Origin of the sequence: Methylobacterium sp. CCH7-A2 (assembly GCF_001557075.1) — a bacterium.
GTDB classification, from domain to species: Bacteria; Pseudomonadota; Alphaproteobacteria; order Rhizobiales; family Beijerinckiaceae; genus Allobosea; species Allobosea massiliensis.
Genome location: NZ_LSKN01000095.1, coordinates 25,470 through 49,414, shown reverse-complemented (window position 1 = coordinate 49,414; position 23,945 = coordinate 25,470). Strand labels below are relative to the sequence as shown.

At 68.6% G+C, this 23,945-nt stretch carries 22 protein-coding genes; 8 read left to right on the top strand and 14 right to left on the bottom strand.

The features are described from left to right. The first annotated feature begins 7 nt into the window (after positions 1 to 7). Positions 8 to 1,087 (top strand): sn-glycerol-3-phosphate import ATP-binding protein UgpC, encoded by a 1,080-nt coding sequence (locus AX750_RS07895; RefSeq protein ID WP_066718256.1) that lies wholly within the window; start codon positions 8 to 10, stop codon positions 1,085 to 1,087. A 114-nt stretch (positions 1,088 to 1,201) separates the two neighbouring features. Here AX750_RS07895 and AX750_RS07890 read toward each other — a convergent pair whose 3' ends face one another. The 3 genes from AX750_RS07890 to AX750_RS07880 form a co-directional block, all read right to left on the bottom strand. Continuing rightward, complete coding sequence (locus tag AX750_RS07890; RefSeq protein ID WP_066718253.1) at positions 1,202 to 1,843, bottom strand: thioredoxin family protein; 642 nt, start codon at positions 1,841 to 1,843, stop codon at positions 1,202 to 1,204. Positions 1,844 to 1,874: 31 nt separating this feature from the next. Further along, the gene (locus tag AX750_RS07885) at positions 1,875 to 4,031 is read right to left on the bottom strand and encodes a protein-disulfide reductase DsbD domain-containing protein (protein ID WP_082735007.1); all 2,157 of its coding nucleotides are present in this window, start codon (positions 4,029 to 4,031) and stop codon (positions 1,875 to 1,877) included. 92 nt (positions 4,032 to 4,123) lie between these two features. After that, positions 4,124 to 5,014 (bottom strand): hypothetical protein, encoded by an 891-nt coding sequence (locus tag AX750_RS07880; protein WP_066718247.1) that lies wholly within the window; start codon positions 5,012 to 5,014, stop codon positions 4,124 to 4,126. A gap of 331 nt (positions 5,015 to 5,345) precedes the next feature. Between AX750_RS07880 and dnaK the strand changes: the two genes are divergently transcribed. Further along, positions 5,346 to 7,271, top strand: coding sequence for a molecular chaperone DnaK (gene dnaK / locus AX750_RS07875; protein WP_066718244.1), 1,926 nt, complete (start codon positions 5,346 to 5,348; stop codon positions 7,269 to 7,271). Between the two features lie 155 nt (positions 7,272 to 7,426). Continuing rightward, positions 7,427 to 8,557, top strand: a complete 1,131-nt coding sequence (dnaJ, locus tag AX750_RS07870) for a molecular chaperone DnaJ (RefSeq protein ID WP_066718242.1) — start codon at positions 7,427 to 7,429, stop codon at positions 8,555 to 8,557. A 93-nt stretch (positions 8,558 to 8,650) separates the two neighbouring features. Here dnaJ and AX750_RS07865 read toward each other — a convergent pair whose 3' ends face one another. After that, positions 8,651 to 8,842 carry a CsbD family protein gene (locus tag AX750_RS07865; protein WP_066718239.1) on the bottom strand — a complete coding sequence of 64 codons (192 nt, stop codon included), beginning with the start codon at positions 8,840 to 8,842 and terminating at the stop codon, positions 8,651 to 8,653. Between the two features lie 96 nt (positions 8,843 to 8,938). After that, the gene (locus AX750_RS07860; RefSeq protein WP_066718237.1) at positions 8,939 to 9,760 is read right to left on the bottom strand and encodes a helix-turn-helix transcriptional regulator; all 822 of its coding nucleotides are present in this window, start codon (positions 9,758 to 9,760) and stop codon (positions 8,939 to 8,941) included. Between the two features lie 132 nt (positions 9,761 to 9,892). On the opposite strand from AX750_RS07860, the gene AX750_RS07855 reads away from it, so the two are divergent. Beyond that, on the top strand, positions 9,893 to 10,300 hold the full coding sequence (locus tag AX750_RS07855) for a hypothetical protein (protein WP_066718234.1): 408 nt from the start codon (positions 9,893 to 9,895) through the stop codon (positions 10,298 to 10,300). Positions 10,301 to 10,391: 91 nt separating this feature from the next. Here the strand turns inward: AX750_RS07855 and AX750_RS07850 are convergent, their stop codons facing one another. The 4 genes from AX750_RS07850 to AX750_RS07835 form a co-directional block, all read right to left on the bottom strand. Continuing rightward, positions 10,392 to 11,192, bottom strand: coding sequence for a MetQ/NlpA family ABC transporter substrate-binding protein (locus AX750_RS07850; RefSeq protein WP_066718232.1), 801 nt, complete (start codon positions 11,190 to 11,192; stop codon positions 10,392 to 10,394). A gap of 178 nt (positions 11,193 to 11,370) precedes the next feature. Next, complete coding sequence (locus AX750_RS07845) at positions 11,371 to 12,036, bottom strand: methionine ABC transporter permease (RefSeq protein ID WP_066718268.1); 666 nt, start codon at positions 12,034 to 12,036, stop codon at positions 11,371 to 11,373. Between the two features lie 4 nt (positions 12,037 to 12,040). Next, on the bottom strand, positions 12,041 to 13,150 hold the full coding sequence (locus AX750_RS07840) for a methionine ABC transporter ATP-binding protein (protein WP_082735006.1): 1,110 nt from the start codon (positions 13,148 to 13,150) through the stop codon (positions 12,041 to 12,043). Between the two features lie 61 nt (positions 13,151 to 13,211). Next, complete coding sequence (locus tag AX750_RS07835) at positions 13,212 to 13,475, bottom strand: hypothetical protein (protein WP_066718228.1); 264 nt, start codon at positions 13,473 to 13,475, stop codon at positions 13,212 to 13,214. A 460-nt stretch (positions 13,476 to 13,935) separates the two neighbouring features. Between AX750_RS07835 and AX750_RS07830 the strand changes: the two genes are divergently transcribed. The 4 genes from AX750_RS07830 (at position 13,936) to cysK (ending at position 17,253) form a co-directional block, all read left to right on the top strand. Further along, positions 13,936 to 15,219 carry a phosphopantothenoylcysteine decarboxylase gene (locus tag AX750_RS07830; RefSeq protein ID WP_066718226.1) on the top strand — a complete coding sequence of 428 codons (1,284 nt, stop codon included), beginning with the start codon at positions 13,936 to 13,938 and terminating at the stop codon, positions 15,217 to 15,219. Further along, positions 15,216 to 15,722 (top strand): dUTP diphosphatase, encoded by a 507-nt coding sequence (dut, locus tag AX750_RS07825; RefSeq protein ID WP_066718224.1) that lies wholly within the window; start codon positions 15,216 to 15,218, stop codon positions 15,720 to 15,722. The genes AX750_RS07830 and dut overlap by 4 nt, the downstream gene beginning before the upstream one ends. After that, positions 15,719 to 16,171, top strand: coding sequence for an Rrf2 family transcriptional regulator (locus AX750_RS07820; protein ID WP_066718221.1), 453 nt, complete (start codon positions 15,719 to 15,721; stop codon positions 16,169 to 16,171). The genes dut and AX750_RS07820 overlap by 4 nt, the downstream gene beginning before the upstream one ends. 95 nt (positions 16,172 to 16,266) lie before the next feature. After that, entirely contained in the window at positions 16,267 to 17,253 is a 987-nt protein-coding gene (gene cysK / locus AX750_RS07815; RefSeq protein ID WP_066718218.1) for a cysteine synthase A, read from the top strand. 69 nt (positions 17,254 to 17,322) lie between these two features. Here the strand turns inward: cysK and AX750_RS07810 are convergent, their stop codons facing one another. From AX750_RS07810 to polA, 5 genes are all read right to left on the bottom strand, one after another. After that, a complete protein-coding gene (locus AX750_RS07810) occupies positions 17,323 to 18,693 on the bottom strand; it encodes a CHASE3 domain-containing protein (RefSeq protein WP_066718215.1) in 1,371 nt (456 codons plus the stop codon). Positions 18,694 to 18,749: 56 nt separating this feature from the next. Then, positions 18,750 to 19,187, bottom strand: coding sequence for a hypothetical protein (locus AX750_RS07805; protein WP_066718212.1), 438 nt, complete (start codon positions 19,185 to 19,187; stop codon positions 18,750 to 18,752). A gap of 4 nt (positions 19,188 to 19,191) precedes the next feature. After that, complete coding sequence (locus AX750_RS07800; RefSeq protein ID WP_066718209.1) at positions 19,192 to 19,554, bottom strand: DUF883 C-terminal domain-containing protein; 363 nt, start codon at positions 19,552 to 19,554, stop codon at positions 19,192 to 19,194. 123 nt (positions 19,555 to 19,677) lie between these two features. After that, on the bottom strand, positions 19,678 to 20,811 hold the full coding sequence (locus AX750_RS07795; RefSeq protein WP_066718207.1) for an AI-2E family transporter: 1,134 nt from the start codon (positions 20,809 to 20,811) through the stop codon (positions 19,678 to 19,680). Between the two features lie 76 nt (positions 20,812 to 20,887). Next, the gene (polA, locus tag AX750_RS07790; RefSeq protein ID WP_197426550.1) at positions 20,888 to 23,938 is read right to left on the bottom strand and encodes a DNA polymerase I; all 3,051 of its coding nucleotides are present in this window, start codon (positions 23,936 to 23,938) and stop codon (positions 20,888 to 20,890) included. Between the last annotated feature and the right edge of the window lie 7 nt (positions 23,939 to 23,945).

The window sequence follows — 23,945 nt, the reverse complement described above, 5'->3', positions numbered from 1 at the left end:
GTCGCCGATGGCCCAGGTTACACTCACCAACGTCAAGAAGATCTACGCCGGCGGCGTCGAGGCGGTGAAGGGCGTGTCCTTCGACATTCCCGATGGCGGCTTCTGCGTGCTGGTCGGCCCCTCCGGCTGCGGCAAATCCACGCTTCTGCGCATGGTCGCCGGACTGGAGACGATCTCGGCGGGCGAGGTCTCGATCGGGGATCGCGTCGTCAACGAGATCGGACCGGCCGATCGCGACATCGCGATGGTGTTCCAGAACTACGCGCTCTACCCGCATATGAGCGTCTACGACAACATGGCCTATGGCCTGCGCAACCGCGGCACGCCCAAGGACGAGATCGACCGGCGGGTGAAGGAAGCGGCGCGCATCCTCGCCATCGAGGGGCTGCTGGAGCGCCGGCCGAAGCAGCTCTCGGGCGGCCAGCGCCAGCGCGTCGCGATGGGCCGTGCCATCGTGCGCAAGCCGCAGGTCTTCCTGTTCGACGAGCCGCTCTCCAACCTCGACGCCAAGCTGCGCGTGCAGATGCGCGTCGAGATCAAGAAGCTGCAGCGGGCGCTCGGCGTCACCTCGATCTACGTCACGCATGACCAGGTCGAGGCGATGACGCTGTCCGACAAGCTGGTCGTCATGAATGGCGGCCAGGTCGAGCAGATCGGCCTGCCGGCGGACGTCTACAAGAAGCCGGCGAGCAAGTTCGTCGCGACCTTCATCGGCTCGCCGCCGATGAACATCCTGCCTGGCACGATCGACGGCCCCGGCATCGTGGCGCTGGGCGATGCGATCCTGGAGGCACGCGACCTACGCCAGGATCTGCCGGCGCAGACGGCGGTCGAGGTAGGCTTAAGGCCCGAGGATGTCGAGATCGCCTCCGAGGGTGAAGCTGGATCGCTGCCCTTCGATGTCGAGTTCATCGAGGAGCTGGGCGCGACGCAGCTCTTCCACGGCCAGCTCGCCGGCCTGCCCTTCGTGATGCAGGCGGCGACCGACGCGGTCGCCGCTCAGGCCGGCCGCATCTGGATCACGGTCGATCCGGACCGGGTGCATGTCTTCGACAGCCAGACGGGCGTGCGGCTGGGGCGGGTTTAGCGAGGCGTCATTCTTGGGCGAAGCGAAGCGCAGACCCGAGAATCTCTTCCAAGAAAAGGCACTGGTTGACGAGATGCTCGGGTCAAGCCCGGGCATGACGCTTAGGGTCAGCCCTCAGGAAACCGGCGCGTATTTCACCGCGCAGCCATAGGCCTTGGTGCTCGCCTCCGAGACCGGCTTGCCGGCCTTGAGCTCGGCCACCGCCTGGCGAACATAGCTCTTGGCGCCCTGGAGGCTCGCCGCGCCGGCGGAGGGCTTGTCGTCGATCGCGCCCATATAGGCGAGCGTGCCCTTGGCATCGATGATGTACATATGCGGCGTCGTGGTCGCGCCATAGGCGCGGGCGACCTTGCTGTTGGGGTCGAGCAGCACGGCCGCCGGGGCGGCGTCGCGGCTCTTGGTCAGCTCGTTGGCCCTGGCGCCGTCGACATGGCCCTGCTCGCCGACCGGCGAGGAAATGACCGAGAGCCAGACGACGCCTTCCTTCGCCATGTCCTTCTGCAGCGTCTGCATCGTGGCGCTGTTGTAGTGCTTCCGGACATAGGGGCAGTCATGATTGGTCCATTCGAGGATCACCGTCTTGCCCGCGAATTCGGAAAGCTTGCGGGTCTGGCCATTGGAATCCACGGCCTCGAAGGCCGGGGCGGGTGCGCCGATCTTCGCGGCGGACTGGGCCAGAGCGGGCGCCGCCGCGAGAGCGAGGCCAGCGAAGGCGAGGCTGGCGAGAAAGGTCTGGCGGGTCAGTTGGGCTTTCACGTCTGTCTCCTGTCTGCGGTGGGGATGAGGCTCAGCGGGCGGCCGTCTCGACCGGCTTGCCGGCGGCGCGGCGGGCGGCAGTGACAACGGTATCGGGCGTCAGCAACTGGGGCAGGACCTCGGGCGCAGCGCCCTTGCGGCCGGGATAGAACAGATAGAGCGGCACGCCGGCCCGGCCCTGCTCGGCCAGGGCCATCGCGATCTGGCTGTTGCGGTTGGTCCAGTCGGCCTTGAGATAGGTGACCTTGAGTTCGGCGAAGGCGTCCTTCACCTCCTGCCGCGAGAGCGCGACGCGCTCATTGGCAAGGCAGGTGATGCACCAGGCCGCGGTGAAGTTGACGAAGACTGGCCGCCCTTCCGCCTGCAGCGCCGCGACGCGCTCGGGCGACCAGGCCTGGACATCGCCGGCCCGTGCCTGCGTCGCCTCCGGCACCGCGCTCTGGACCACGAACCAGCCGGCCCCGACGGCGACCAAAACGGCCGCCAGCGACGAGGCCAGCCGGCCGCGCCCGCTGCCGCGCGTGACGCCGACCAGCCAGACCACGAAGCCCGCCGCGAGCACGGCGACCAGCGCCGCCAGCACGCCGCCGGGCCCCGCCTGAACCGAGGCGACCCAGATCAGCCAGATCGCGGTCGCGAACATCGGGAAGGCGAAGGCCTGCTTCAGGATCAGCATCCAGCGGCCGGGTTTCGGCAGCAACCGCAGCAGGCCGGGCGCGAAGGAGAGTGCCACCACCGGGAGGGCAAAACCCAACGCCAGCGACAGGAAGACGGACAGGCCGAGCAGGGGCGGCTGAGTCACCGCATAGCCGATCGCCGCGCCCATGAAGGGTGCCGTGCAGGGCGTCGCGACGACCACCGCCAGAGCGCCGGTCATGAAGGCGCCGAGCCGCCCGCCCCGGCTGGCGAGGCCATGGCCGACGCCGGCCGCCGACGTCCCGACTTCGAAGGCGCCCAGCAGGTTGAGGCCGATCAGCGTCATCACCACAGCGAGCGCGATCACCAGCGGCGGCGACTGCAGCTGGAAGCCCCAGCCGACGCTGGTGCCGAGCGCACCGAGCGCGATCACCAGCGTCGCCAGCGCCATAAAGGTCACCAGCACGCCCGCGAGGAACAGCAGCCCCTGCTCGCGAACCTGCGCGCGGCTGGCCTGGGCGAGCTGGGCGAAGCCCAGGGCCTTGATGAAGAGCACGGGCAGCACGCAGGGCATCAGGTTGAGGATGAGCCCGCCGGCGAAGGCGAACAGCAGCGCCGCCCAGAGCGTGAGGTCGGCGCCCTCGGCCGGCAGCGGAATGGTGACCGCCACAGGTGCGGCTGCAGGCGCCGCCGCGGCGCCCATAAGGGCTCGATCGACATCTGCGACGATGCTCAGCGCCCGAGGAGCCCCGCCTTCGCGATAGGTCAGCACACCGGCGCTCTCGCCCTCCGCGATCTTGAAGGCGCTGGAACGGGCGAGGCGCACCGTGGTCGCCTCGCCCGCGCGGCGGATCTCCTGGGCAGCGGCGTGGTCGATCAGCGTGTCGGACAGCGGGAAGAACCGCATCTCCGTGGCCGCGGCCGGCAGGCCCGGCAGCGTCAGGACGAGGGCCTCGCCCTCGGCGGCGAGACGGCCTCGGAACGCCGCCGGTGCCGGAAGCTGCGCGCGCGTTGCCGCGATGCGGGACTCCGCCGCGGCGTCGACGACGGCCGCTGGCGCGACCGGCAGGTCGAGCGTCAGCGTGCCCTCTTCGGGAATGCAGATCTTCTCGCAGACGAGCCAGGTGGCCGCCGCCTGCAGTGTCAGGCGTTCACCGATCTTGGCATCGGCGGGGACGGCGATCTCCACCGGCAGCAGGACCGTGCCCTCGAAGCCGAAATTGACCAGCGGCTCGACCGGGATCGCCTTCGGGGCGGGCCACTGGATCTCGCCGGCGCTCGCGCCCTGCGACAATGCCCAGGTGATGCGGGTCGCCTCGCCGGAATCGCCGGGATTGGCCCAGTAGGTGTGCCAGCCGGGCGCGATCTTCTGGACGAGCGCGACGTGGAAGCGCTCCCCCGGCGCCACGGCATCGCGGCTGGAGAGGAGCGTCGCCGTCACGCGCGGGCTGGTGACGGCGGTCGACTCCGCGGCCTGCACCAGAGCGGGCGCGACCAGAGCGAGGGCGAGCGCCGCCTGGCGCCAAAGCCGTCGGGTGAGGGGGTAGGCCATGATCCGCGTCATTGTCCTCTCGACTGGGCGCGATCACTGACCGATTGCAGCCCGCAAGGCCAATGACAAGGCAGTGAGGGCCTCGTGCGGCGCTATTGCGGCGTCAGCGGCAACGGCCCCGACCCGCCCGCGGGCGGCGCCGGGCGCGGCCGGGCCGGGCGCGGCGCCGGCTTGGCGGGTTCGTTGGAAAGGCCGAGGCGGGCGCGGATCGAGGCCGCGCGGGCCTCCGTCAGGCGCGCGCCACAGAAGCCGTACTGACCCTCGCGCTGATAGGAGCGGCAGACCAGCTCGCGCTCGGCTGAGAAACCGGCCTGCTCGCGCGCGATCGCGCGCTGCTCGACCGCATCGGCACGGGCGGTCAGCACACGATAGCCCTCGCGCACCGCACGCTCGGCCGTGCCTCGGGCTGCCTCGATCTCCTTGGCGCGGGCAGCGAGCGTGCGCGCATCCGGCCCCCAGAGGCCGCGCGGATCGATGCGGCAGGCGGCGGCCTCGACGACGCATGGCTGGGTCGGCTCGACGACGAGGACAGCGCCGTCCAGCACGTCGAAGACGATCGGACAGACCGACGCCTCGAGCCGGTAGCGCGGCACGCCAGCGGGCCGGCCGAGGGCGGTCACCGGCACCGGGGTCTCGCCGAAGGACACCGCGCAGGGCTCGACCAGATTGCCGGACTGGAAGCCGTCCGCCGTCAGCTTGAGACCGTAGCCCGCGCCCGACTTCTCGAAGACCGCTTCACCCGCCCCGCCATTGTGGCGCAGCACGCGACCGAGGATGGCGTCTTCGCCAGCCACCTTGATCGGCGGCATGGAAGGCGGACGCGGCGCGGCCGGCGCGCTGGAGGGGGGCGCGGCCTGCTGCGTGCCGGGTGCATTGAAGGGCTGCGCTCCGGGCAGTTGCATCGGCTGCGCCAGAGCGGCCTGCATCGCGCCGGCAATGACCAGCGGGGCGAGGCAGAGGGCGGCATATGGCAGTCGGATCACGAAAAGCCCGCTGGATGAGGGATTCGACCCGTTTTGCATGAAATGCCACGCCGGCCGACGCAAGGGCACCGGCGCAACACTCGGCGGCAATGAACGCCGTCAACCCTGTCGCCGAAAAGGGCGGCGGGGGTGATTCTTAATCGGCTCGCCTGTCTTGCAAGGGCGGGAACCCCCTCCCTATATACGCCGCCAAGGGGCGGTTTCACGACCGTCTGACGTGGAATGCCGGTTCGTTCGCCGCAACAGGTGGGGGCGCACCGGTCCATGGGCCGGGAGGTGGCGATGTCCGTCGCAACCCGGCGATCTGCTCCGTTCAAAAGGGATCCCATCCATGGGTAAAGTCATCGGTATCGACCTCGGCACGACCAATTCCTGCGTCGCGGTCATGGAAGGCACGACGCCTAAGGTCATCGAGAATTCGGAAGGTGCCCGCACCACGCCGTCGATCGTCGCGATCACGGATGATGGCGAGCGTCTCGTCGGCCAGCCGGCCAAGCGCCAGGCCGTCACCAATCCGGAACGCACCTTCTTCGCCATCAAGCGTCTCATCGGGCGCACCTTCGACGACCCGATGACGCAGAAGGATCTGAAGCTGGTTCCCTACAAGATCAAGAAGGCCTCCTCGGGCGACGCTTGGGTCGAGGCCGACGGCAACGATTATTCGCCGTCCCAGATCTCGGCCTTCACGCTCACCAAGATGAAGGAGACGGCGGAAGCCTATCTCGGCTCGCCCGTCACCCAGGCCGTCATCACCGTTCCCGCCTATTTCAACGACGCCCAGCGCCAGGCGACGAAGGATGCCGGCCGCATCGCCGGCCTCGAGGTGCTGCGCATCATCAACGAGCCGACGGCGGCCGCGCTCGCCTATGGCCTCGACAAGAAGCAGGCCGGCACGATCGCGGTCTATGACCTCGGCGGCGGCACCTTCGACGTCTCGATCCTCGAGATCGGCGACGGCGTCTTCGAGGTGAAGTCGACCAATGGCGACACCTTCCTCGGCGGCGAGGACTTCGACATGCGCCTGGTCGAGTATCTGGCGGACGAGTTCAAGCGCGAGCAGGGCATCGACCTGAAGAAGGACAAACTCGCCCTGCAGCGCCTGAAGGAGGCCGCGGAGAAGGCCAAGATCGAGCTGTCGAGCGCGGCCCAGACCGAGATCAACCTGCCCTACATCACGGCGGATGCCTCGGGCCCGAAGCACCTCGCCATCAAGCTCTCGCGCGCCAAGTTCGAGAGCCTGGTCGACGATCTCGTCCAGCGCACGATCGAGCCCTGCAAGAAGGCGCTCAAGGATGCCGGCCTCTCGGCCGGGCAGATCGACGAGGTCGTCCTCGTCGGCGGCATGACCCGCATGCCGAAGGTCCAGGAGGTCGTGAAGCAGTTCTTCGGCAAGGAGCCGCACAAGGGCGTCAACCCCGACGAGGTCGTCGCCATCGGCGCCGCGATCCAGGCCGGCGTGCTGCAGGGCGACGTCAAGGACGTGCTGCTGCTCGACGTGACCCCGCTCTCGCTCGGCATCGAGACGCTGGGCGGCGTGTTCACGCGTCTCATTGACCGCAACACCACGATCCCGACCAAGAAGAGCCAGGTCTTCTCCACCGCCGAGGACAACCAGCAGGCGGTGACGATCCGGGTCTTCCAGGGCGAGCGCGAGATGGCGGCCGACAACAAGCTGCTCGGCCAGTTCGACCTGATGGGGATCCCGCCCTCCCCGCGCGGCATGCCGCAGATCGAGGTGACCTTCGACATCGACGCCAACGGCATCGTCTCGGTCACCGCGAAGGACAAGGCCACCAACAAGGAGCAGCAGATCCGGATCCAGGCGTCCGGTGGGCTCTCCGAGGCCGACATCCAGAAGATGGTCAAGGACGCCGAGGCCAACGCGACCGAGGACAAGAAGCGTCGCGAGCTGGTCGAGGCGAAGAACCAGGGCGAGAGCCTGGTGCATTCGACCGAGAAGTCGCTGAAGGAGTATGGCGAGAAGGTTTCCGCCGCCGACAAGACGGCGATCGAGACCGCGCTCGACGCGCTCAAGGCGGCGCTGGCCGAGGACAATGCCGAGACGATCACGGCCCGCACCACCGATCTGATGCAGGCCTCGATGAAGCTCGGCGAGGCGATGTATGCCGCCAGCCAGGCCGAAGGCGCAGGCGAGGGTGAGCCTGCGGCCGCCGACGCCAAGAAGGAGGACGACGTCATCGACGCCGACTTCAAGGACGTCAGCGACGACAAGGGTGACAAGAAGAAGAGCGCCTGAGCGTTCTTCCTTCTCGACGACGACGTCATGGCCGGGCTTGACCCGGCCATCGCGTTACGGGATGGCGTCGTGACGCAACATTCTCGTCCATGTCAGGAGCGCCGCCGGCCAGAAGCCAGCGGCGCCGTCTGCAGGGGCGAAGGGGCCGCTGTTTGATGTCCAAGCGCGACTACTATGAAATCCTCGGCGTCTCGAAGGCCGCCAGCGAGGCGGAGCTGAAGAGCGCCTTCCGCAAGCTGGCGATGCAGTGCCATCCCGACCGGCACCCCGGAGACGCGGCGGCCGAGGCCAAGTTCAAGGAGCTGAACGAGGCCTATCAGGTCCTGTCCGACAGCCAGAAGCGCGGTGCCTATGACCGCTACGGCCACCAGGCCTTCGAGCAGGGTGGCGGGGGCGGCGGCAACCCAGACTTTTCCGACTTCATGTCGGACATCTTCGATTCCTTCTTCGGCGATGCGCGACGCGGCGGGCCGCGCGGCGCCAATGGCCGCGAGCGCGGCGCGGATCTGCGCTACAACCTCGAGATCGGGCTGGAAGACGCCTTCGCCGGCAAGAACGCCTCGATCCGCGTTCCGACCTCGATCGCCTGCGAGGTCTGCTCGGGGACGGGCGCCAAGCCCGGCTCGAAGTCGCGGCAATGCCCGACCTGCGGCGGCCACGGCAAGGTACGCGCCAATCAGGGCTTCTTCTCGGTCGAGCGCACCTGCCCGACCTGCTCGGGGCGCGGCGAGATCATCGACGACCCCTGCAAGAACTGTCATGGCGCCGGCCGCGTCACGCGCGAGCGCACGCTGTCGGTCAACATCCCGGCGGGCGTCGAGGACGGCACGCGCATCCGCCTCGCCGGCGAGGGCGAGGCCGGCCTGCGCGGCGGACCGGCAGGCGACCTCTACATCTTCCTGTCGATCCAGCCGCACGCGATCTTCCAGCGCGACGGGGCGGATCTGTTCTGCCGCGTCCCGATCGGACTGGTGCAGGCGGCGCTCGGCGGCGAGATCGAGGTGCCGACGCTGACCGGCGAGCAGGCGCGGGTGAAGATCCCCGAAGGCACGCAGACCGGCAAGCAGTTCCGGCTCAAGGGCAAGGGCATGAGCGTGCTGCGCTCGCGCGAGGTCGGCGACCTCTACATCCAGGTCGTGGTCGAGACGCCGCAGAAGCTCACTGCCCGCCAGCGCGAACTGCTGCAGGAGTTCGAGCGCGAGAGTTCGGGCGCCACCCATCCCGAGGCCGCCGGCTTCTTCGGCCGGGTCAAGGACTTCCTCGGCGGCATCGGCGGGACCGCCTGAGACGCATAGCGGTCGGCAAAAACCGTCGGCTTCAACCCAAAGCAAAACGGGCCGCCTTTCGGCGGCCCGTTCTCGGTCAGGCTCTGATCGCGATCAGGCCTTGTCGACCACTTTCTTGACGGCGTCCTTGCCCTTGCCGAGCGCCTGCTGGGCCTCGCCCTTGCGCTCCTGAGCAAAGCCCTCGGCCTCCAGATCGGGCTTGTCCAGCGCCTTGCCGGCGGCCTGCTTGACGTTGCCGGCGGCTTCGTTGGCCATGCCCTTGATCTTGTCCATGGTGCTGCCCATCGTCTTGATCCTTCTGTTGAATTTCGTGCCGCCCCCGCGGCGTCGCTTCAACAACCGGCGACCCTGCGGAAGGTTCCGGAGGAAATTCGCAGGCTTTCAGGGTTCACTCGCACGTCGCGCCGCGGCCATCGCCCGCAAGGCTGCGGCCGTCTCTGCATCGGCCGGGAAGAAGGTTTCGAGCGCCAGTTCGGACAGGGTGATGTCGACCGGCGTGCCGAAGACGGTCGTGGTCGAGATGAAGGACAGGATTGTCTCGCCGACGCGCAGCCGCAGCGGTACCGCGATCGCCGCCTCATCCGCCGGCGGCCCATCGGACTGCGTGGCGGGCTGCGCGGGATAGCCGAGCAGTTCGGCCAGCAGATCCACGAGAACGGGATCGGCCGCGATCCGGACCTGCTGGCGGAGCCGCGCCACGAGATGGCCGCGCCATTCGGCCCCGTTGAGGACCACCGGAGCCAGTCCACCCGGATGCAGCGCGAGCCGCAGGACATTGACGGGCGGCCGCAGCAGATCGGCGTTCTGCACCAGCGCCAGCAGCGGGCCGACCGCCGCATTGGCGGAGAGCAGCGTCCAGTGCCGGTCCACAGCGAGCGCGGGACAGGGATCGTGTCCCGCCAGGATGAGATCGATGGCGGATTTCGCGGCCTGCAGCGCCGGATCCTCCAGCGCCCGCTCCAGATAGACCGGCGCGTAGCCCGCCGCGAGCAGCAGCGCGTTGCGCTCGCGCAGGGGCACGCCGAGATGCTCCGCCAGCAGCAGGACCATGTCGCGGCTTGGCTGGGAGCGGCCGCTCTCCACGAAGGAGAGGTGCTTCTGCGAGATCTCCGCCTCGAGGGCGAGGTCGAGCTGGCTGAGACGGCGCTGCTGACGCCAGTCACGGATCAGGGGGCCGATGGCTGCACTGCGGTGGCTGTTCATGGGGGCACGCTACCCAGCCTCCGGCGCGGTTCCAATTACCTCGCGCTTAATCGACCGTCTGCCTTGCGCCCGTCACCCTGTCTCCATCCAAGCCGAGGCGTCTCCAGGACGCCTCTCACCAGGGAGACCCCGATGACGATGATCCAATCCTCGCCGCTGCTGCGCGGCGCTCTCGCGCTCGATGCCGCCGCGTGCGCCGGCATGGGCGTGCTGCTGAGCTTCGCAGCCAAGGCGCTGTCCCAGTTGCTCGGCCTGCCGGAGCCGCTCCTGCGAGGCGTCGGCCTCCTGCTGCTGCCCTGCGCGGCGCTGCTGGGCTGGCTTTCGCGCCGCCGCGAGTTGCCCCGACTGGCGGTTCTCGCCGTGATCGGCCTCAATCTGATCTGGATCGCCGACAGCCTGCTGCTGCTGGCCGGGGGATGGTTCGCACCGACAGGGCTCGGCGTCGCCTTCGTGCTGGCCCAGGCCGCCGCCGTGCTCGCCGTGACCATCGCCGAGGCGGTCGGCCTCGGCCGGTCGGTCCCGCGAGGGAAGCCGGCCTGAGGGGGATTATCCTTCAACAAAAAGCCCCGGATGCGCGTCGCATCCGGGGCAGGCGCCTGGCGCAATGAGAGCCAGGTGGGAGGAACGGGTTTTACCAGCCGGCGAGCACGTTGCCCTTGAAGCGCTCTGCGACGAAAGCCTTGATCTCCGGCGACTGATAGGTCTCGACCAGCGTCTTGACCCAGGGCTTGTCCTTGTCGGCGGCGCGGACCGCGATCAGGTTGACATAGGGCCCCTTCGGATCCTCGCGCAGGATCGCCGAGGTCGGCTCGATCTTGGCGTCGACGGCGTAATTGGTGTTGATCGCAGCGGCCGCGACATCGGCCAGCGTGCGCGGGGTCTGCGCGGCCTCGACCTCGATGATCTTCAGCCTCTTCGGGTTGGCGACGATGTCGGCCGGGCTGGGCTTGAAGCCGACGCCATCCTTCAGCCTGATCACGCCCTTGTCCTGCAGCAGCAGCAACGAGCGGCCGCCATTGGTCGGATCGTTCTGGATGGCGATGGTGGCGCCGTCCGGCACCTCGGCCCAGCTCTTGTACTTCGACGAATAGATGCCGAGCGGGAAGTTCACGGTGAGGCCGACGCTGACGATCTTGAAGCCGCGGTCCTTCACCTGGTTGTCGAGATAGGGCTGATTCTGGAAGGAGTTCGCCTCCAGCTCGCCGGCGTCGAGCGCCTGGTTGGGCACGACATAGTCGGAGAACTCGACGATCTTGAGATCGATGCCCTTCTTGGCGAGCAGCGGCTTCACCTGTTCGAGGATTTCGGCGTGGGGGCCGGGCGAGACGCCGATGCGAACGATCTGCGGGGTCTGGGCGAGCGCGGGGACGGCGAGGGTAAGCGCGGCGAGTGCGGTTGCGGCCAGAGCGGTACGGCGGGTGAGGATGGTCATGCGGTCGGTTCCTTCAGTTGGGATGGGTATCGCTCAGCCCTCATCCTGAGGAGCCGCGGCACGCGGCGTCTCGAAGGATGCTCCAGCTTGCGCGGGAGCCTCCTGGAGAATCCTTCGAGACGCGCTGCTGCTGAGCGCTCCTCAGGATGAGGGCTGAAGGCGGGTTGAGTGGTGTGGTTCAGGCGTGGCGCAGGCGCTTGTTGAGCCGGCGGGCGAGATGGTCGCCGATCGTCTGGACGGTCTGGACGAGGACGATGAGGACGGCGACGACGGCGGCCATGACCTCGGGCATGAAGCGCTGGTAGCCGTAGCGAATGCCGAGATCGCCGAGCCCGCCGCCGCCGACCGCGCCGACCATGGCCGAGAAGCCGATCAGGCTGACGACGGCCAGCGTCAGGCCGAGCGCGATGGCCGGCAGCGCCTCGGGCACCAGCACCTTGCGGACGATCTGCAGCGGCGTCGCCCCCATGGCGCGGGCGGCCTCGACGAGGCCCTGATCGACCTCGCGGATCGCGCCCTCGATCAGGCGGGCGATGAAGGGCGTCGCGGCCACCGTCAGCGGCACGATCGCGGCCTGGGTGCCGATCGAGGTGCCGGCGATCAACCGCGTGAAGGGAATGATCGCCACCACGAGGATGATGAAGGGGGTCGAGCGGGTGGCGTTGACCAGCGTGCCGAGCACCGTGTTGAGGACCGGAGCCGCGAAGAGTTCGCCGCGCTTGCTGGTGGCGAGGAAGACGCCGAGCGGCAGGCCGAGCACCGTGCCGAGGCCGGCGGCGACCGCGACCATCTGCAGCGTGTCGAGCGTCGCCTGTAGGATCAGCGCGGCGATCTGGGGCGAGATGATCTCAGGAAACATGGCCGATGACCTCCGCCTTGAGTTCCAGGCCGTTGAGCGCGCCGAGCACGGCGGCGAGCTCGGGCTCGCGCGTCGGCACCGAGACGAGCAGGCTGCCGAAGGGCTTGCCGGCGATGGCGTCTATACGGCCGGCGAGGATGTTGACGTCGACGCCGATGGTTGAGCTGAGCCGGCTGATGACCGGTGCGGTGGCGTTCTCGCCGGTGAAGGTGATGCGCAGCACGGTCTGGTCGCCCGGCCGGGCTTCCTTGCGGATGCGCCCCTCGAGATAGGCGGGCAGTTCGACGCCGGTGACCGCCTCGACGAAGCGGGCCGTGGTCGGGTGCTGCGGACGCGTCAGCACGGTGAAGACGTCGCCCTCCTCGACGATGCGGCCGTCCTCGATCACCGCGACGCGGTCGCAGATCTCCTTGATCACCGGAATCTCATGGGTGATCAGGAGGATGGTGATGCCGAGATCGCGGTTGACCTGTCGCAGCAGCGCCAGGATCGACTTCGTCGTCTCGGGGTCGAGCGCCGACGTCGCCTCGTCGCAGAGCAGCACTTTCGGGTCGGTAGCCAGCGCGCGGGCGATGCCGACGCGCTGCTTCTGGCCGCCGGAGAGCTCGGCCGGATAGCGCCCGCGCTTGTCGGCGAGGCCGACGAGATCGAGCAGCCGGGCGACCTTGTCCTCGATCTCCGCCTTCGGCGTGCCGGCGATCTCGAGCGGCAGCGCGACATTGTCGAAGACCGTGCGCGAGGACAGCAGGTTGAAGTGCTGGAAGATCATGCCGGTCGCCCGCCGGCGGCTGCGCCAGCCGGCTTCGGTGAGGCCGGTGACGTCCTCACCCTCGATCAGGAGGCGGCCGGAGGTCGCGCGCTCCAGGCCGTTGACCAGGCGAATCAGGGTCGACTTGCCGGCGCCCGAGCGGCCGATCACGCCGACGATGGCGCCCTTGGGGACGTCGAGATCGATGCCGGACAGCGCAGCCACAGCGCCCTGCCCGTCCCGCGACGGGTAGGTCTTGCCGATCTGTGCGAAGCGGATGATCGGCGCGGCCGGGTCCGGTGCGGGAGAGGTGTCGACGCGAAACGCGTCGGGTTTGACGGGGGCGTTCATCATGACCTCGGCAGGAGCCCGACCAGAGCGGGCGCGTGTTCGTGCGGGTTCATCGGTAACGTCAGGACGCCATGGCCCAGCCACGGCCGCGGCGGCTGCCGGCGAGTTGCCGCGCCGCGCGCTCGGCGGCACCCGGCGTGGCGAAGCGATGACCCTCGAGTGCATCGAAGGCGGAGGCGGCGGAAATGAAGGTGAAGAAGCGCTCCTCGCCGCGCCGGCTGACGAGACCGGCCTGGGTCTCGCCGATCTCGATGACATAGGCCTGCTGGCTGCGCGGCGGCGGGCCCTGCTCGGGCCGGCCCACACCGGAAAGACTGGCATTCATGACGGAACTCCCGCCGCATCCGCGGCGCTGCTGGACATCGGGGACTTTCGGAAAGCTCGCCTGGCGAGCGTCTCGACGGTCAGAGTCGACAGCGGCCGGATTCGGCGCGGGAGCGGGCGGGACGCAGAGTCGCTTCGATCATGTTCGTCTCCTGTCGATGGAGCCCACGACCGCGTCGTGGCGCTTTAGCGTTTGGTGACGCGGCGCAAGCTGCTCGCTCAAATCCCCGCGGTCGCCGGACCAAGCCGACGACACGGTCAAGATGATGCGATGCGTCCTGTTTGTCAACTCGATCGTTCTTTTAAAGAAACATGCGAGCACGAGGCCCGGCTGTCCTGACCGCCCCGCCGTGGAGGAAATTCTTCTCTGCCGGTCGATTTCAGGCGGTCGCGCGAGGTGACGCCGCGGCATGACAGGCGCCCCCCTGCGGTGCTAGGAAGCAGCGTCCCGGGGTCCAGGAATGTCAGCCTTGTCCGCCTCCCGCTCCATCCTGCTGATCATCGGCGGCGGCATCGCCGCCTATAAATGCCTCGAGCTGATCCGGCGGCTCAAAGATCGCGGCATCGCCACGCGCTGCATCCTGACCAAGGCCGGGCAGGAGTTCGTGACGCCGCTTGCGGTGTCCTCGCTCGCCGGCGAGCGCTGCTTCACCGATCTGTTCTCGCTGACGGACGAGGCCGATATCGGCCATATCGCGCTGTCGCGCTCGACCGATCTGCTGGTGGTCGCGCCCGCGACCGCCGACCTGATCGCCAAGATGGCGAACGGACTCGCCAACGACCTCGCCTCGACGGCGTTGCTGGCGACCGACAAGCGCGTGCTGATCGCCCCCGCCATGAACCCGCGCATGTGGCAGCATCCGGCGACGCGCCGGAACATGGCGCAGCTCGAAAAGGACGGCGTGCTCGTCGTCGGCCCCAATTCCGGCGCCATGGCCGAGCGCGGCGAGAGCGGGCCGGGCCGCATGGCCGAGCCGCCCGAAATCATCGCCGCCATCGAACTCGCGCTGGCCGGCGAAGCCGCGAAGCCGCAGCGCGCCATCGGCTTTCTCGGCCGCCTGCCGGGCGCCGCCGACACGCCAGGGCCGCTGGCGGGGCAGCATGTGCTGGTGACGTCCGGCCCGACGCATGAGGCGATCGACCCGGTGCGCTACATCGCCAATCGCTCCTCGGGCAAGCAGGGCCACGCCATCGCCGCCGCTGCGGCCGCCGCAGGTGCGCGCGTCACGCTGGTTTCGGGGCCGGTCGCCCTGCCCGATCCGGAAGGCGTCGAGACGGTGCATGTCGAATCCGCCCGCGACATGCTCGCCGCCGTCGAGGCCGCGCTGCCGGCGCAGATCGCCATCTTCACCGCCGCCGTCGCCGACTGGCGGGTGGCGGAGGAGGCTTCGGAGAAGATGAAGAAGGACGGCGCCGCCCTGCCGCCACTCGCGCTGGTCGAGAATCCCGACATCCTGGCCACGATCGCGCGCCGGACGGACGGGCGGCCTGATCTCGTCATAGGCTTCGCCGCCGAGACGGAGAACGTCGTCGCCCATGCCCAGGCGAAGCTCGCCCGGAAGGGCTGCGACCTCATCGTCGCCAACGATGTCGGCGGTACGGGCGTCATGGGCGGCGATGCCAACACCGTGCATCTGGTGACGCCCGAGGGCGTCGAAAGCTGGCCGACCCTGGCGAAATCCGAGGTTGCCACGAGGCTTGTCGGCCACCTCGCGCGGCTCGCCCCGAAGCGGCCTGCGGCATGAGCGGGCCGGTCGAGGTCGCCTTCCAGCGGCTGGCGCATGCGACGGGACTGCCGCTGCCGGGCTATCAGAGCGCCGGTGCGGCGGGTATGGATCTGCCGGCGGCGCTGGCGGAGGGCGAAACCCTGGCGCTGGCGCCGGGTGCTCGCGCGCTGATCCCCACCGGGTTTTGCCTCCATCTTCCCGAGGGCTACGAGGCGCAGGTGCGGCCCCGCTCCGGGCTCGCCGCCCGGCATGGCGTCACGGTCCTGAACGCGCCCGGTACCGTCGACAGCGACTATCGCGGCGAGATCAAGGTGATCCTGATCAATCACGGGCAAGCGCCTTTCCCGATCCGGCGCGGCGACCGGATCGCGCAGCTCGTCGTCGCGCCGGTCTCCCAGGCCTTCGCGCGCGAGGTGACTGCGCTGCCCGCCAGCGAGCGTGGCACCCTTGGCTTCGGCTCGACGGGCGTCGCCGGCGCTATTTCTCCTCGCGTCCCCCCTCTCGCGGATCAAACGGCATGATGCTTCTCTCCCGGCGCAGCCAGCTCGCCATTGCTGCCGTCGTCGATATCGCCCTGCACGCCCGCCCCTCCCCGGTTGCGGCCAAACTGCTCGCCGCGCGCCATGATCTGCCGCCGCGGCATCTCGAAACGCTGCTGCAGGCGCTTGTGCGGGTCGGCATCCTGAAAGGTGTCCGCGGCCCGCGCGGCGGCTACGAACTGGCGCGCGAGCGGCGCCGGATCACCGCCGGCGACATTGCGCGCGCGGCGATGCAGGAGACCGGCGATGACGGGCTGGGGCCAGCGCCACGTTCGACCCTGGTCGAGGAGGTGATCGCACCGGAGGTCGCGCGAGCCTCGCGGGCCTTTCTGTCCGTTCTCGACGACGTCACGATTGAGGAGCTCTGTCATCGGGCCCAGGCTTCGGGGGGCGTTCCGGCCACAGAAGTGAGAGCCGATTTCACAATTTAATTCTGTTGTTTTTTGATTTTATCGACATGGGATGTGAAATCTGATAGGCCGGCTTCGACCTTGCGGGCCATGAGCCTGCGCAGCAGGAGCATCCGATGACCGACGCCGTGCGCATGACGGACTCCGCCCAGGGCAAGGCCCCCGGGCGCGGCCGTATCTACAACTCCATCACCGACACGATCGGCGATACGCCACTGGTCAAGCTGAACCGGTTGCCGGCCGAGCGTGGCGTCAAGGCGACGATCCTGGCCAAGCTGGAATTCTTCAACCCGATCTCGAGCGTCAAGGACCGCATCGGCGTCAACATGATCGACGCGCTGGAGGCGTCGGGGACGTTGAAGCCGGGGGGCACGCTGATCGAGCCGACCTCGGGCAACACCGGCATCGCGCTCGCCTTCGTCGCGGCGGCGCGCGGCTACCGTCTGATCCTGGTGATGCCCGAGACGATGTCGCTGGAGCGGCGTAAGATGCTGGCCCTGCTCGGCGCCGAGCTGGTGCTGACACCGGGCCCCGGCGGCATGCGCGGCGCGGTGGCGCGGGCGGAGGAACTCAAGGCGGAGATTCCCGGCGCGATCATCCCACAGCAGTTCGAGAACCCGCATAATCCGGAGATCCACCGCAAGACCACGGCCGAGGAGATCTGGAACGACACGCAGGGCAAGGTCGACATCTTCGTCTCCGGCGTCGGCACGGGTGGCACCATCACCGGCGTCGGCCAGGTGCTGAAGGCCAAGAATCCGGGTGTGAAGATCGTCGCCGTCGAGCCGGAGGATTCCCCGGTGCTGTCGGGCGGTGCGCCCGGCCCGCACAAGATCCAGGGCATCGGCGCCGGCTTTGTCCCCGGCATCCTCGACCGTTCGGTGATCGACGAGGTCGTGACCGTCGGCAACCAGACCTCCTTCGAGACCTCGCGGGCGCTGGCGAAGCATGAGGGCATCCCCGGCGGCATCTCCTCGGGCGCCGCGATCGCGGCTGCGCTCGAAGTCGGGGCGCGGCCGGAAAATGCCGGCAAGACGATCGTCGTGATCATCCCGTCCTTTGCCGAGCGCTACATCTCCAGCGCCCTGTTCGAAGGCCTCTGAGCGCGACGCACGTCTGAATGGATGCCAAAGGCCCGGCCTCTCGCCGGGCCTTTTTTTTCGCGCCCGGGCTCAGTCGCGCTCGGGAAAATGCAGAGTGATGCGGGTCCCTGGCCGCGGGCCGCCTTCCATCACCGTTGTTGCCGTCATCGTCGCCTGCATGCTGCGCAGCAGGCTGGCGAGGACGGTCTGTCCGAGTCCCTTGGCTTCGATCTCGGCGGGCATGCCGACGCCGTTATCCTCGACGGTCAGCGCCAGCCCCGGGATGCCGTCCACCGGCTGATGCGCGAAGCGGATGACGATCCGCCCCGGCAACCCATCCGTGAAGGCGTGCTTGATGGCGTTGGTGACGAGCTCGTTGACGATCACCACGAAGGAGACCGCATCGCGCCCGGGAAGGCGGATCTCGTCCATGGCGAGGGCGATCTCGATCGGCCGGCCTTCCGCCGCCTTGCCGATTTCGGCCAGCAGATCCTCCATATAGGGGCGGGCCTCGATTTCGTCGGTGTCGAGGTCCAGGCGCAGGCGGCGCTGGCCGGCAGCGATCGCCTGGATGCGGGACTGGGCCTGCTGGAGGGCGGCGCGGACCGCAGGCTCGCGGCTCTGGCGGCTCTGGACGCTGAGCAGCGCCGAGACCATGGCGAGGTTGTTGCCGACGCGATGGTTGACGTCACGCAGTAGCGCCTCGATGCGCAGCCGCTCGTTCTCCAGTTCGCGCGTGCGCTCCCCGATCAGGCGCTCGAGTTCGGCATTGCTCTCGGCGAGCGAGAGGCTGCGCCGCTGGCGAATGCGCAGCTGCTGCCAGGCGGCGAAGGCAAGGCCGGCCAGCGCGACGACGATGCCGACGCTGGCGAGGAGGCGCCGCCGCTCCTCGTTGCGGTTGAGCGAGACGAGGCGGACGTTCTCGGCGTGCTGCAGCTGCTGGACGAGGTCGCGCAGCGCGTCCATCGCGCCGATGCCCTTGCCCTGGCGGATAACGGCGAGCGCCTCCGGCTGCCGGCCGGCCCGCGTCAGCGCCACGGTCGAATCCAGTTCATCGAGCTTGCGTTGCAAATGTTCGCGCAAAGCGGCGACGCGCTTCTGCTGGTCCGGATCACCCTCGACGAGCCGATCGAGCGTCTCCAGCGCCGGCAGAACGGCACCGCGGCCCTCGGTGAAGGGCTGCAGGTAACTGGCGAGACCTGTCAGAAGATAGCCGCGCTGGCCCGTCTCGGCATCCCGAAGATGCCCGAGGAACCGCTCGGCATGCTCACGCAGGGCGATGGCCCGCGTCACCCGTTCCGCGGTGTGCTGGGCCTGGAGGTTGATCCAGGCCGCAAGCACGACTGCCAGCGCGACGACGCCGATGGCGACGACCGTCGTGGTTGCGGAACGCAGCCTCGCTTTGAGTGCCGGGATCGCGGGTATCGGAAAGCGTGTGCGGGGCCTCGCCTGAATCGCCATGCGCTCCGTTCTATCCGGCGCGGCCCCAAACCCCTACGTCAAATGACAGGCCCGCCTCAGGCATCGCCCTCATCGGCGTCGTCGCCGGTGAAGAACTGCCGACCGAGCAGTGCGCCAAGAACCACGACCCCGCCGACCGCTGCCAGGCGCCAGCCTTTCTTCGAGGACAGGCCGGAGCCGACGATCTTGGCTGCCAGCGGCGCAGCCACCAGAGCGGTGGCGGCGAGCGGCCGGCGCGGCCGCGGCCGGTTCTTGATGTAGAGCGCGACACCCATCGTCAGCAGGCCGAGGACGAACAAACCCGCAGCGACGATGAGGCTAGCCTCCGCCGAGCCATAACGCAGCGCCAGGACCGTGTGCAGCGCCGCGACCAGATAGCCGCCGGCGCAGAGCAGAAGAAGCAGCCCGAAGGCCAGCAGACCGTAGACGGTGGCGTTGCGGCGCACGGCACCGGACACTTCCGTCGCGACATAGGCGCCGATTCCCCCCAGCATGGGATCAGCGCGCCGAGAGGAAGCCGACGAACAGGCCGACGGCCGCCGCCAGACCGAGGGCGCGCAGCGGACGCTCGCGAATCTCGTCCTCGATAAGGCGCTGCAGCTCGCTGGCCTGCTCCTTCGCGACATCGGCCATGCGGTCGGTATCGACACCGACCGAGCGCAGCTTCTCGCCGACGGTCGCGACAAGGTCCTCGGCGCCACGGGTCAGACTCTCCTCGATCGCACCAGCCTCGCGCTTGACCTTCGCGGCTGTCTCCCGAGCCTCGCCGGCGATCTCCTCGGCGCCGGAGACGACCTCGTCCTTAACGCGCTTGGCGGCGGAGGCGGCCTGGCGCTTTGCGGAAGTGGTGGTGGTGGCCATGTCGCTCATCCTGTCATTGCCTCGTGAAGTGTTCGATCGCGAATGGGGGAGCGTCCGACCCAAGCCGGACCGCTCGATACCGACGCCAACGCGAAGGCTGCCCTGGTGTTCCCCGCCCGCCTCTCAGGTGGGAGCCGGCGCCTGCTCCTCGGCCTGGGCGGCGCGATAGCGGGCGAACTCCTCCTGCGCCACCATGGCGACGAGCAGGATCGGAGTCGAGAGGACCGCGCCGACCGGGCCCCAGAGCCAGAGCCAGAAGATGAAGCCGATAAAGACGAGGAAGGGCGACACCGTCAGGCGGTTGCCGACGAAGACCGGCGTCACCGCGTTGCCCTCGATCAGATGGATCACGAAATAGGCCGCCGCCGGCCAGATCGCGGCCAGCGCCGACGGCGCATCGATGAGCGCGCCGGCGAAGAGGGTCGCGGTCACGATGATCGGGCCGATGAAGGCGAGGTAGTTGAGGATGAAGGCCAGCGCCCCCCAGAAGACAGGATAGGGCAGGCCGGCGAGCCAGGCGATGCCCATGGTCAGCAGGCCCATGCCGAGATTGATCACGGTCACCAGCGTGAAATATCGCGCGACGCGGGACTCGATCTCCTGGAAGAAGGCACCGGCAGATTTGCGGGCACCGCGGCCGAGACAGAGGCGCAGCGCGCGGGCCTTGAGGTGGCGCCGCGTCGCCAGCCAGAAATAGACGGTGGCGACAAAGATCAGCATCCCTCCGGCGATGGCGGAAGAGGACATGGCGAGGTCGAGCAACGGATTGCCCTGCGAGATGCTGAGCTCGGTGCCGCTCTTGCCCATGAGGGAGCCGATCGCGGCCTTCGCGTCCTCCATCATGACGAAGATGCCGGCGAGCTTGCTCTTGAGCGCCGCGACCATCGCGGGCCCCTGATCGCTCCAGCCGGCCACCGGCACGGCCAGCACCATGATGGCCAAGACGATCACCGACAGAAAGGCGAGCACCACGATCGCTGCCGCCAGATGCTGCGGCACGCTGCGGCGCACAAGTGCGTCCACGGCCGGCCCGAGCACGAGCCCGAAGATGATGCCGGCCGTGATCGGAAGCGCGATGACGCGCGTCAGATAGAGCGCGGCCGTGGCCAGAATCACGAAGATGCCGATGATCGTATAGCGGACGATGAGATCATGCTCGGAGGGCGTGACGTCCTCGTGGAGATCGTCCGCGACGTCCTCGACCTCGGGCTCCGCCATATAGCGCGGGAACGGCCGCCAGGCTGATGTGTTGAGCATGATTCCGATTCCGACGCGCGGCTGCGCCCCCCGGCGCGTGCGGAATCAGAACGTCGCTTTGCCGGGGAAGGTTCCGCTAGTGCGCCTCGTCCCAGTTGCCGGCCGCACGGGCATCGACCTGCAGCGGAACCCGCAGCTGCACCGCCGGATGCGGCGCCTCGACCATGACCTTCGTGATCACCGGCAGCGCCGCCTCGACCTGCGCGTCCGGCACCTCGAAGACGAGTTCGTCATGCACCTGCAAGAGCATGCGGACATCGAGCCTCGCCGCCGCCAGCGCGTCCTCCATGCGGATCATGGCGCGGCGGATGATGTCGGCGGCCGAACCCTGGATCGGCGCGTTGATCGCCTGGCGCTCGACGAAGGCCCGCTCGGAGGGGTTCTTCGAGGCGACCGCCGGAAAATGGCAGATCCGACCGAAGATCGTCTCGACATGGCCGTTGGCCCGGACGAAGGTCTTGGTCTGCTCCATATAGTCCCGGATGCCGGGGAAGCGCTCGAAGTACTTGCGGATATAGGCGCTCGCCTCCTCGCGGCCAATGCCGAGCTGGTTGGCAAGGCCGAAGGCCGAAATGCCGTAGATGATGCCGAAATTGATCGCCTTGGCGCGGCGGCGGACCTCGCTCGGCATGCCCTGCACGGGCACGCCGAACATCTCGGAGGCCGTCATCGCGTGGATGTCGATGCCGTCGGCGAAGGCCTGTCGCAGCTGGGGGATCTCGGCGATGTGGGCGAGCAGGCGCAATTCGATCTGGCTGTAATCGGCCGAGACGAGCTTGTACCCCTTCTCCGCGACGAAGGCGGTGCGGATCTTGCGGCCGGCCTCGGTGCGGATCGGGATGTTCTGCAGGTTGGGCTCGGAGGAGGAGAGCCGGCCGGTCGTCGTCGCGGCCAGGGCGAAGGAGGTGTGCACGCGCTGGGTCTGCGGGTTCACATAGGCCGGCAGCGAGTCGGTGTAGGTCGATTTCAGCTTGGCGAGCTGGCGCCACTCGAGGATCTTGGCCGGCAGCGGGTGGCCCTGCTCGGCCAGTTCCTCGAGCACGCCGGCGCCGGTCGCCCATTGCCCCGTCGCTGTCTTCTTGGCGCCCGACAGGCCCATCTTGCCGAAGAGGATGTCGCCGAGCTGCTTGGGCGACCCGATGGTGAACTTCTCCCCGGCGATCTCGTAGATCTCGTCCTCCAGCCGCGCCAGCGACTGGGCGAAATCGCCCGAGAGCCGCGACAGGATCTGCCGGTCGATCGCAATGCCATGCGCCTCCATGCGGGCGAGCACGGCGATCAGCGGGCGCTCCAGCGTCTCGTAGACGGTGGTGCGGCCTTCGGCGGCGAGACGCGGCTTCAGGGTGCGCCAGAGCCTCAAGGTGACGTCGGCATCCTCGGCGGCATAGTCCGTCGCCTTGTCGAGCGCGACCTTGTCGAAGGTGACCTGCGCCTTCCCCGTCCCTGCCACCTGCGCGAAGGTGATGGTCTCATGGCCGAGATGCAGCTCGGAGAGCCGGTCCATGCCGTGGCTGTTGTTGCCGGCATCGAGCGCGTAGGAGATCAGCATCGTGTCGTCGATGGGGGCGACGTCGACGCCGTAGCGCTTCAGCAAAACGAGATCGTATTTCAGATTCTGGCCGATCTTGAGCACGCCGGGGTCGGCGAGCAGCGGCTTCAGCGCCGCCAGCGCCTGGTCGAGCGGGATCTGCCCCTCCAGCATGCCGCCGCCGAAGAGATCGCTGCCGCCGCGATGCTGCAGCGGGACGTAGCAGGCCCTGCCCGGCGCGACGGCGAGCGAGATGCCGACGAGATCGGCCTGCATCGGGTCGATGGCGCTCGTCTCGGTGTCGATCGCGACATGGCCGGCCTCATAGGCCGCGGCGATCCAGCGCTCCAGCACGGCCAGATCACGGACGCATTCATAGGCCGTCCGGTCGATCTTGGCCGCGAGCGCCTCGTTCTTGCGGGCGGCTGAGAGATCGGCCGGCTTCAGCCAGCCATCGCCTGCGGTCGCCGCGACCGGCTGGGTCACGGCGGCGCTCGCAGCTTCCGACAGGGTGGGCTGCGCGTCTCCCTCATCAGCGCCGACATGGAGCGCCTTGAGCTCGGCCGCGCGCGTGCCGCCGGGCGCGAGATCGGCATCGGCATCGATCGCCGCGACATCGGCCTCATAGGCCTCGGCCACGCGCTTGGTGATGGTGGTGAACTCCATCGCCTTGAGGAAGGCGATGAGCCGCGCCGGATCGGGCTGGCCGAGCGTCAGGTTCTCCAGCGGCGTCTCGACCGCGACGTCGTCGACCAGCGAGACCAGCTTGTGGGAGATGCGAATCTTCTCGACGATCTCCGGATTGGTCAGGGTCTCCCTGCGCTTGGGCTGCTTGATCTCGCCGGCCCGCGCCAGCAGCGTCTCGAGGTCGCCATACTCACCGATGAGCTGGGCCGCGGTCTTGATGCCGATGCCCGGTGCGCCCGGCACATTGTCGGTCGCGTCGCCGGCCAGCGCCTGGACGTCCGTGACCTTGTCGGGCGTGACGCCGAAATACTCGACGACCTCGGGCTCGCCGATTTTGCGCTCGGCGCGGAAGCCCGCGCCCTTCTTGGCGTCGCCGGAGGCGGGATCGTACATCGCCACGCCGGGCCGGACGAGCTGCATCAGATCCTTGTCGGCCGAGACGATCAGCACGTCGGCGCCGGCCTCGCGCGCCTGTTTCGCATAGGTCGCGATCAGGTCGTCGGCCTCGTAGACGTCCTGCTCGACCGGCAGCAGGCCGAAGGCGCGCACCGCCTCCCGCATCAGCGGAAACTGCGGGATGAGATCGGGCGGCGGGTCCGAGCGGTTGCCCTTGTAGGCGGGGTAGATCGCCTTGCGGAAGGAGTTCTCGGATTTGTCGAAGACGATGGCGAGATGCGTCGGGCGGACGCCGAGCACGCCCTCGCGCACGAACTGGAAGAGCTTGGTGGCGAAGAGCCGCACCGCGCCGGAGGGCAACCCGTCCGAGCGGACATTGTATTTCCGGTCCTGATTGATCGACTGGAAATAGGCCCGGAAGATGAAATTGGAGCCGTCGACCAGGAAGAGATGGTCGCCGGGCTTCAGGGCGGGCCCTGTGGTGGTCACGGCGGCGGTGCTGGCTGTCTCGCTCATGGCGCGG